At 30.4% G+C, this 9400-nt stretch carries 7 protein-coding genes and 3 pseudogenes; 3 read left to right on the forward strand and 7 right to left on the reverse strand.

Going from position 1 to position 9400, the window contains the following annotated elements; all coding sequences use genetic code 11:
- A pseudogene (locus V6U76_RS03310) lies at positions 1-287 on the forward strand (heme biosynthesis protein HemY); the annotation flags it as partial.
- Positions 288-306: 19 nt separating this feature from the next.
- On the opposite strand, the gene V6U76_RS03315 reads toward V6U76_RS03310, so the two are convergent.
- Positions 307-1335 (reverse strand): quinone-dependent dihydroorotate dehydrogenase, encoded by a 1029-nt coding sequence (locus tag V6U76_RS03315; RefSeq protein ID WP_333023598.1) that lies wholly within the window; start codon positions 1333-1335, stop codon positions 307-309.
- Between the two features lie 112 nt (positions 1336-1447).
- Positions 1448-1610, reverse strand: a pseudogene (locus V6U76_RS05585) (class I fructose-bisphosphate aldolase); the annotation flags it as partial.
- 296 nt (positions 1611-1906) lie between these two features.
- Between V6U76_RS05585 and V6U76_RS03320 the strand changes: the two are divergent.
- The gene (locus tag V6U76_RS03320) at positions 1907-2257 is read left to right on the forward strand and encodes a hypothetical protein (protein ID WP_333023599.1); all 351 of its coding nucleotides are present in this window, start codon (positions 1907-1909) and stop codon (positions 2255-2257) included.
- Positions 2258-2409: 152 nt separating this feature from the next.
- Here the strand turns inward: V6U76_RS03320 and terL are convergent.
- The 3 genes and pseudogenes from terL to V6U76_RS03335 form a co-directional block, all read right to left on the reverse strand.
- Positions 2410-3791, reverse strand: a pseudogene (gene terL, locus V6U76_RS03325) (phage terminase large subunit).
- Positions 3792-4243: 452 nt separating this feature from the next.
- A complete protein-coding gene (locus tag V6U76_RS03330) occupies positions 4244-4708 on the reverse strand; it encodes a hypothetical protein (RefSeq protein ID WP_333023600.1) in 465 nt (154 codons plus the stop codon).
- Positions 4709-5235: 527 nt separating this feature from the next.
- Positions 5236-5571 (reverse strand): outer membrane protein assembly factor BamE, encoded by a 336-nt coding sequence (locus tag V6U76_RS03335; RefSeq protein WP_333023601.1) that lies wholly within the window; start codon positions 5569-5571, stop codon positions 5236-5238.
- 131 nt (positions 5572-5702) lie between these two features.
- Between V6U76_RS03335 and V6U76_RS03340 the strand changes: the two genes are divergently transcribed.
- The gene (locus V6U76_RS03340; protein WP_333023602.1) at positions 5703-6740 is read left to right on the forward strand and encodes a ribonucleotide-diphosphate reductase subunit beta; all 1038 of its coding nucleotides are present in this window, start codon (positions 5703-5705) and stop codon (positions 6738-6740) included.
- Positions 6741-7718: 978 nt separating this feature from the next.
- Here V6U76_RS03340 and V6U76_RS03345 read toward each other — a convergent pair.
- Entirely contained in the window at positions 7719-8381 is a 663-nt protein-coding gene (locus V6U76_RS03345) for a hypothetical protein (RefSeq protein ID WP_333023603.1), read from the reverse strand.
- A 230-nt stretch (positions 8382-8611) separates the two neighbouring features.
- A partial coding sequence (locus V6U76_RS03350; RefSeq protein ID WP_333023604.1) for a hypothetical protein occupies positions 8612-9400 on the reverse strand: 789 nt, incomplete at its 5' end.

Below are 9400 nucleotides of genomic sequence, written 5' to 3' on the forward strand. Positions count from 1 at the left end.
GTATACTTGCATCATCTGCTATAGCTTCAGGTAAATATGATATTGCAGAGCAACATTTAAAAAATGCGATGACGAAAGTGAATTACTTATCGATTTATGTTCTTATGGTACAGTTGAAGATTCTTCTAAATGAAGATGATCAAGCTATATATTGGTTAAATAAAATTACTTCTAGTGCTATTTCAGATCCAAGTTGGCAATGTAAAGATTGTGGTAATATAAAACATAAATGGCATTATGAATGCTGCAACTGTAATAACTTAGGATCTATTATTATTATGCAATAATCCTTGCTTTTAGCACCAATTATTTGTATAAACAACCAATAGCTTCACCAATATTCTTAAACCCATCTTTTTCTATTAGTTTTACAAGGTCAAGATTAATTTTATTAACAATATGAAACCCTTCATATATAAGAGCAGTATATAACTGTACTAAAGAAGCTCCAGATTTTATTTTTTCATATGCATCTTTACCACTTGATATTCCACCGCAGCCTATTAGTAATATTTTACCTTTTGTAAGTTTATACATATCACTTAATACTTTGGTTGAAAGTTGAAATAAAGGTTTTCCGCTCAATCCACCTTTCTCATCTTGGTGAGAATGTAATTTATCTCTACAGTTTACAGTTGTATTACTTACTATTAGACCATTAATTTTGTACTCAATTACAAGTTCAGCAATACTTTCTTTTGTATGCTCGTCTATATCAGGAGATATTTTAAGAATAATAGGTATGGATTCATTATTATCTATTGATTTTCGAGTTTGCGTTACAGCTTTTAATAACTCCATTAATTCTTTTCTTTTATGTAAGTTACATAAATTAGGAGTATTAGGAGATGAAATATTTAATGTTATATAGCTACTTTTTCCATATATTTTTTTAATGAGATCTACATAATCATTAATTTGATTATCTGATGAAAAACTTTTTCCTATGTTAATGCCAAAAACATGGTTCTGCAAGTTGCTTTTATTTAGCTGCGCAATAAAGTAATCTATTCCTTTATTATTAAACCCTAACCTATTGATTACTCCTTTGTCTTGTATTAAACGAAATACCCTAGGTTTTTTGTTACCATGCTGTGGATTTTTAGTTACAGTTCCAGCCTCAACAAAGCCAAAACCAAGTGAAAACATATATTTTATTATTTCTGCATTTTTATCAAAACCAGCAGCAAGACCTACTGGTGTTTTCAGTTTATGGTTAAAAAAACTAACACCCAAAGATTCTGGAAGTTCTTTAGGCTTTTGGTAAGGTAAAAACTTAAGTATAGTAATTGCTAAAGAATGAGAAATCTCAGGTGGTAATAAAAACTTCAACATGGCCTATTATATAGTTTATTTTGGAAATAGTAATAGATTTTCGAATAAATTATAAGTACTGATTGAGTGAAAATTTGGATGATATTAAGTGCTACCAATAAAAAAACTGTATATCAGGACTTACCTCAAAACTTTTTGTAGACCCATACTCAAATCCTTGATCTACAGAAAGAATTACTAACCTACCTGTGCCTCCAGTTTTCCATGCATTAGAATATTGGAAAGACTTTTTTTACCCCAGGATTACCTCTCTCATAAGAATCTAAAACACGTTTTTACTTCCTTACTAATACGCAATATTTATTACAATAATAATTTATTTGATTACAACAACATTGCTACTATAAGAAAAGCCTTTTTTATTCTTAGAGTGCAATGTATATTATTTTAATAAAAGTGATTGACATATTAAAAATTTAGTATATTATTTTAATACTAATAATATTTAATTAGAAGGAGTCAAAATGTCAAAACAAATAATTTTACAAAATTAACAAATATTGCTACCACTATAGCTATAGTTGCTGGTAGCTTTGCAGTTGCTTCACTTTTAGGAGTATTAAGTGTTAGTATGTTGCCACTTGCAATAATTGCTGGGGTATCTCTATTAATTGCAGTTATTGCAGGAGTTTTTGAGTACCGTGCTTCAAAGGAAGAGTATGAATTTATTCAAAAACATGCTAAAAAGGCTGAAATTTCTGCTTCGACTGCTGTAAAATCTGCTACAGATGCTAAAACACATGCTGAAGAATCTGAAGCATTTGCTAATTCTGCTGGTGGTTATAAAGGTAGTGCTGAAATTTCTGCTTCGAATGCAGCTAAATTTTCTGAAGAATGCAATAAAAAAGTGGAAGATTGTGCTAATATAATTAAAAACTGTAGTGTGGAGAGTTTTCAAGCAGCATGTAAGGAAATTGCATAAGTAGAACTAACTAAGTTAAGTTTGAGCTTTTAGTAGAGAATAAAATATAAACAAAGCTACAACGTATGTGGGTACAAATGTACCCACATGTGAGTAGAATCTGCATTGATTTCGCATATGTTTTTCTTTTTATCTCTAGAGTTAAAGTTTAGTTAGAAATTTCTAATTTTTATTACGTTGTTATTTATTTTATTTGCCCACTGTAAGTATTGTACGGTACTGTCTACTTGATCATCATAATGAGTGTCTGGAAACATCAGAATTTCACATTCAAAATCATTTATCCATACTGCATTATATGGTAAGAAAATCCTTCCTGACTCTATTAATGGAACAACTTGATAAAATCTTGTGAGTTTATCGTTATGTGGTATAACTCCAATAATGGGTAAGCTGCTGCATAGTTTTAATTCTTGTAAAAGTTGCTGGCCGCTTGCTTTTTCTTCAATCAAAATTGCATGTGGATTCCATCTTTGTGCTAGTAATAAAGCCTTCTCTTTTAATTGTGGGTATTCAAGTTTTGCTCGATATACGTCAAGTAGGTAAAACTTATTATCTATCTTTGTCCAAGTGGTACAGACACTAAAATCATTAGAATTATTTGCTGCAACTGCTGTGTCCCAACTTTGTGTCACATATGACAAACTACTTGGAGGATTATTATAGCGTTTTAACCATCCCTACTTAATTATTCCACTTGAAAGTTGCAATGGATTTTGTTGATACTGCGCAGCAAATGCATAACTTCCAAGTTCTATTTTTATCATTTCAATTTCTTCATCATTTAGATGATAGAGTAATTGATTTTCCTTTCTTAAGTAAAAATTCTTTTTCTTAGTCATTATAGAATCAATTATTTCTTCTTTTTCAGATATCATTGGAAGGCAAATATGATGCCATATGTTTTTTGGCTTAGAAAGGAGATGTCCGCTTAAATCTTTCTGATGCAATCTGTGCATTACAAGTACAATAACTCCTTTTTTTCTATCATTTAGTCTTGTAACCAAAGTTTGATCAAACCAATTTTTAGCACGAGTTCTAAATGTTTTACTTAACGCTTGAGCAGGACTTATCGGATCATCTACAATAATAAAATCACCGCCCTCTCCTGTTAGTGTTCCTCCGACAGATGTTGCAATTCTAAATCCTCTTTGCACTGTTTGAAATTTATATTTAGTGTTTTGATCTTTTGATAATTTTACTCCTGGAAATAGTTCTTTGTACCAATCAGATTGCATGATGCATCTTGTATCAAGTGAATGTTTTTCGCTGAGTAGTTTTGAATAACTTGCAACTATTATTCTTGAGCTTGGATACTTGCCGAGTATCCATGCAGGCCATGCAACACTTACGCATATAGATTTCATTGAACGAGGTGGTACATTTAATATTATGCGTTTTATTTTACCAGCAACTGCTGCCTCTATAACCTATCAGCTATAACTTCTATGTGCTGGTAGTCGTTATATTTACATCCTGGAACTACCGTTTGAAAGCATAGTTCAATAAATTTCAGAAAGTTTATTTTATTCATAATCTTTATATTTATTATTATATAGTTGATTGAATTTTAGTAGAAATTAGTTTAGATTCTTAGTATCCTCTTCTGAGATTCTAAAAACACCTCGCCTTGAGGAGAAGAAGCGACTATTGGTATACTATAAGTATGAGAAAGGTATGGATTCCAAAATACCGCAAGAGGATTCTGTGAGAAATTGGTGGACTGTTAAGCTATGAAAAATAAGATATCTCTGATAAAGCTACATATAAACAACAGCAGAGTAGAATTTTTTTGAAAGGCAATGTTACTTTGCAAGTCTACGGTTAGGGCTGGCACCTTTGGGCCATCAGTTCTGACAAGAGTACATTAGGAAAATTTATCAAACCGCAGATCAAGTGCCTTTATAACATTCCTAATTATATTAGTACTTTTCTTAGACTATCAGAACCTGATAGCTAATCTTTTAATTACTATATAATTGTTTTTTAGGCTACTCTCTCATTAGAAGAAAAACATTTTTTAACTACAGGTGATTTTACATGATTATTAACTCCTTCAGCTAGTTCTATAGCAAGATCAGCTGCAATTGCACCTAAAATCGGTGCCACAGCTCCTATTACTGCACCTGCAAGTAACGATGAACCTGTTCCTAGCAGTACTCCAGGAAAAACAGCAGTCGCAGCTAAAGCAAGACCAGCTCCAATTGCACTACTAGCAAGAAGAGAAGCAGTAGAATAATATATATGATTTGTCCAAGATTCTCCACATTTGCAATTATTATATATAAATGCACAGAATAGTGCAATAGGTATAGCACCAATAATTGCTCCTACAGCGAGTGCTGGTAAAGCAGTAAAACTGAGCCCCAGAGCTGTCAGAACACCTACTGTAGCACCTACTGTAGCACCTATTCCCAAAAACAATAAAGTTTCTTTAGTTTCTTGTTTCATATAAACCCCCTAATTAAATTACTATCTTTTTTAAAATTATCAAGTTATCATAAAAATGTAATAGCACCTTATGACAGGGATTAAGCAAGCTATGCACTGAAGCAGGATATTAACCTTATGACAGAGATTAAGCATAACTATAGCACTGAAGTAGGCTACTATTTTGATTAATGATAAATTGAATATCTTTAAAAATACTCATATTATCATTATAATTAGTTTTATCAAAAACCAAAGCAATTTTTTTTAAGCTAAACTTACTATTTAAGAGCCGCTCATTCTTATTATTTGATCTTATCAATTGGATCTCTTGCATAACTGTACTAAAAGTTATAAAAACATAGTAGAGAGGTTACTTAGATACGAAAAAGCAAGTAGGTTTGCAATCTTTGCAATTATATCGCTAAAACCTTTGTAATGTGTCCCTTTTTACGATATTTTTTACTTCCATACAACTTCTCTTTTAAAAGAGATTATGTCTCATCTATCTAATTTAGCAATCCCAGCAAAAGAACTATACTAAGAGATTACATAGAAGATATTACGGATCTTTCTGAAACTCTTATTTCTTCAATATTTACTATACTATCTTCTAAATTGAATGAAATTTGTAAAGATTTACTACTATATTTTCTTTTTCCTAAAAAATTAACTTGCCTGGTTTTATATGAAATATAGTACCACACATTACTGTCAAATTGAGAAATTAATGTTGGAGAACCTAAAATTTGGATTACTTTTTCTTTATTATCACCAATTTTTATGTTACTCCATAACTCAACCTTTGCTTCTGGAATGCCATGATTGTAAGTAGTGTAACCACTTATTAAAAAGAAAAAGATAAAAGATATAAGTATTCGCATTTCTATCAACTGATTGATTAGGGTTATGTTACACTGAAAAACTATATATCGTCAATTTTTAATAAAGTCAAATTGACTCGTTCTCAATATCGGTTAACATTAAACTGAGAATTAATTTTAGGTAATATTATATGTCATTACTAGACTCAGTTCCAATATATAAGCCTTTTCACTATCCTTGGGCATATGATGCATGGTTGCAGCAACAAAGGATACATTGGATACCGGAAGAAGTACCTCTTGCTGATGATGTAAAAGATTGGAAGACTAAGCTTTCAAATGTGGAAAAGAATCTTCTAACTCAGATTTTTAGGTTTTTTACCCAAGCTGATATAGAAGTAAATAATTGCTATATGAGGCACTATGCAAATATATTTAAGCCAACAGAAATCTGCATGATGCTTGCCAGCTTTTCTAATATGGAAACTATACATATAGCAGCTTATTCTTATCTTTTAGATACTATTGGAATGCCAGAAAGCGAGTATCAAGCATTTTTAAAATACGATGCCATGAGAAAAAAGTATGAATACATGTTAGAGTTCGAAGAAAGCAAGAAACATGATAAAAAACACATAGCTAAAACTTTAGCGGTATTTGGTGCTTTTACTGAAGGATTACAATTATTTGCATCCTTTGCAATTTTACTAAATTTTCAGCGCTTTGGAAAAATGAAAGGTATGGGACAAATAATTGCTTGGTCTGCACGTGATGAAACTTTACATACTAATTCGATAATTACTTTATTTAACACTTTTGTTTGGGAAAATAATGAAATTTGGGATGACGAATTCAAAGAGGAAATATATGAAGCTTGTAGGACTATTGTAAAGCTTGAAGATGAATTTATAAATCTTGCATTTGATTTAGGTAATGTTGAAGGTTTATCTGCAGAAGAAATTCGCAATTATATACGCTATATAGCAGATAGAAGGTTAATACAATTACAATTAAGCCCTATATACAACATAGGTGATAATCCACTGCCATGGTTAGATGAAATATTAAACGGTGTAGAGCATACTAACTTTTTCGAAAATAGGGTAACAGAGTATAGTCGTGCAGCAACTCAAGGAGTCTGGGATGATGCCTTCACTGATTCTATCAATGAAGATGAAGTGTTAGAATCAGTTGAGAATTCTACTAGAGAAGAGGTAAAAAATCAATGAACTGTAGCTGTTGATTTCTTGATAAGGAAAAAGAAGATTTATGGAAATAATTAAAACTACCCAAAAAGGGAATTTAGAGAATGTGGTAAAAAGATAAAGGGGATCACATCATTGTTGACACTGTAGGTCTTGTGATTAATGCTGAAGTCAAGCATTCAAGATAGTGATGGTACTCTAAATCTTTTTGCTCAAAAAAAATCGAGGATGGGGATATAATGTTAGGCATATACTTTCAAGCATCAAAGCTCTATTTGGAAGGTTTAGGGTGTATTTTGTAGTACAGTTTTTGAAATTGTACAAAGAGCAAAGCTATTTCAGGAAGGTCCTACGAATACAGATGCTGTTTCAAAAATCTAGATAGTTTAGTGTAGAATTTGAGTTACTATATGCCCGCAAACAAGATAAATTCTTGCTTGTAGGAATAGAATAAGCTAAATATATCTAGAAATTAATAAAAAATTCGCAACTAAATTTTACTGACAACTTATCGAGAAGTTTTACCAATTTTTGGGAACTCAAATAATTAAAGCATAACTTTTCGCCATTATTATTTATGTAGACACAAAATTAAAGGTTATTCAAAACCTAAAACTATGATTTACATTATCTTTCTTTGATTTTAAAAATCTATCTTATGTTAGCAACTCCAATCCATGGACAAGTTAAATCGTACGCTGAAAGATGCAACTGTTAAAAAGTACTACTATAAAACAACTTGAAGAGTATATTGATGCTTTTATCATGACTACACAAAAAGACAAACACTGCATATGAAACAAAGGACAAAATCTTCTAAATTATTATATTACTACTCTTTTAAACTATACATACAGAACTATCATAAGATTTGTCTGAAATAAAATCTCAGACAAGTTGGTAAAGTTATATTCTACTTACAATAGATGAAAAAATTTAACTTAAAATCATTATTATAGTTACTTCATAAGATAGAAATATTAATTTTACAACCTTCAAATTTTAAGCAAAAGTAGCAATAGAACTCACTGAAACGCTATTCATTACTTCAATTTTATTAATCTTAGTTGATATACCTTGACACACCCTTTCATAAAGTTGATCTGATATTTTACAAATCTGATCTATTTTGTTATCAGAAAGATAAGTTGAAACTCCATCTAACCCTTCTGAGACCTTATCTAAGATGTACCCAGCACTATACGGCATACACGATGCAACATATAACACATTTGATATAACAGCCATACCCTTTTGAGCAAGCACTGCACCTTGTACTATATTACTTTCTTTATCTTGCACACTATTTTTAATATCATTTTCAATATATTGTGCTAACCAATTAGGACAATCAGATGCATAAGACATCCCATATGAAACACTGTAACAAATTTTTGATGCAGACCATGCAAATAATGATGAAGCCTTAGCGCCATACTTTATAGTATACATTAATGAACCCACTATGCGAAAAGAAGATTGATTACATTCCTCACCTTCTATATCGTCATCATAAATAGCATCTAAATTACCATCTAATTTAGCATTATACTCACATGATACAAAATTATTATCATCTTGTATATTTTGCATATTTGTATTATTAGTTTGTGAAACCTGATAAGATTGTGGATCTATAGGTTTCGATTTTCTAGACCAAAACATTCTTTACCTCATTATATTATTCTTATTACATAGTAACAAAATATTTTTTTGATGTCAAATACTTATTGTTCTTTTAGAATAGATCTTTTGCATCGAATTGCCATCAGATATACAAACTACTATGTATAATATACTTATTTTTGTATAGGATATTGTAAAAATATAACAAAGGGATACTGTAATAAATTGGAGAGCAATGTCTACTCTCCCAATATATTTTTAAGGTTTTTCTATGAATTTAAAACTAACCCCTTATACTCTTTTTGTATGCTTTCAACACTATCTACTTGTAATAAATTTGTACTTAAGCTTTCTTCTTTGTTCCGATTTGTTACAAAATTCTCTAGTGCTTTTGTGTTTCCTAACCCTTTAATCGTATTTTTATACGATTCATAGTCCTCATTTGAATACAGCATAATATTTAGTTTACGATTAGGTAAATATTTTTTAATATTTTCACCAAATACTTGATTGATCTTTGCTAGCATTCTTTGCTGTTTAAACGTAATGTTCTCAGGCTCTTCAATATTTACTATACTAAGTGCAAATTCTTCTAAAGTATCTTCTAATTCTGCATTCTCTTTAACATATTTAATTAATTCTTTAGCAAGATCTTCTGAGAATTCTTTAATATTGTTTTCGGTGATTTCTATGATTTTCTTTTCCTGTTCTATTTTTTCTTCTAGATGTTTATTAAATTGATCTAGAAATTTCTGATCAATCTCATCTAAACTATTAATGATTTGACTCCATACACCTTGTGGGCAAGCACTATTATCTTGACCATACGTTGTGGCTGCTACATATATTTGTTTTAGTAGAATAAATTCCTTTTGCTCTTTCCAAATATCTTCTATATTTGAGTTAATTATTCCTTTAAACAACTCGTTAACTTTTTTATCATTGGTATTAGATAATAAATCATGTAACTCTTTTCTTTTAATTCCATCAAAGTATTTATCTCCAAACTCTCTCTTTATTATATCTATTTTCTCTTTTACTAATTCTGGATTTCTATT

The organism is Wolbachia endosymbiont of Pentidionis agamae (assembly GCF_036711655.1).
Lineage (GTDB): Bacteria > Pseudomonadota > Alphaproteobacteria > Rickettsiales > Anaplasmataceae > JAZHPY01.

Coding starts and splice junctions, on each gene's coding strand:
- V6U76_RS03340 (WP_333023602.1), top strand. CDS start 5,703: ATGTCATTACTAGACTCAGTTCCAATATATAAGCCTTTTCACTATCCT.
- V6U76_RS03335 (WP_333023601.1), bottom strand. CDS start 5,571: ATGCGAATACTTATATCTTTTATCTTTTTCTTTTTAATAAGTGGTTAC.
- V6U76_RS03330 (WP_333023600.1), bottom strand. CDS start 4,708: ATGAAACAAGAAACTAAAGAAACTTTATTGTTTTTGGGAATAGGTGCT.
- V6U76_RS03345 (WP_333023603.1), bottom strand. CDS start 8,381: ATGTTTTGGTCTAGAAAATCGAAACCTATAGATCCACAATCTTATCAG.
- V6U76_RS03320 (WP_333023599.1), top strand. CDS start 1,907: ATGTTGCCACTTGCAATAATTGCTGGGGTATCTCTATTAATTGCAGTT.
- V6U76_RS03315 (WP_333023598.1), bottom strand. CDS start 1,335: ATGTTGAAGTTTTTATTACCACCTGAGATTTCTCATTCTTTAGCAATT.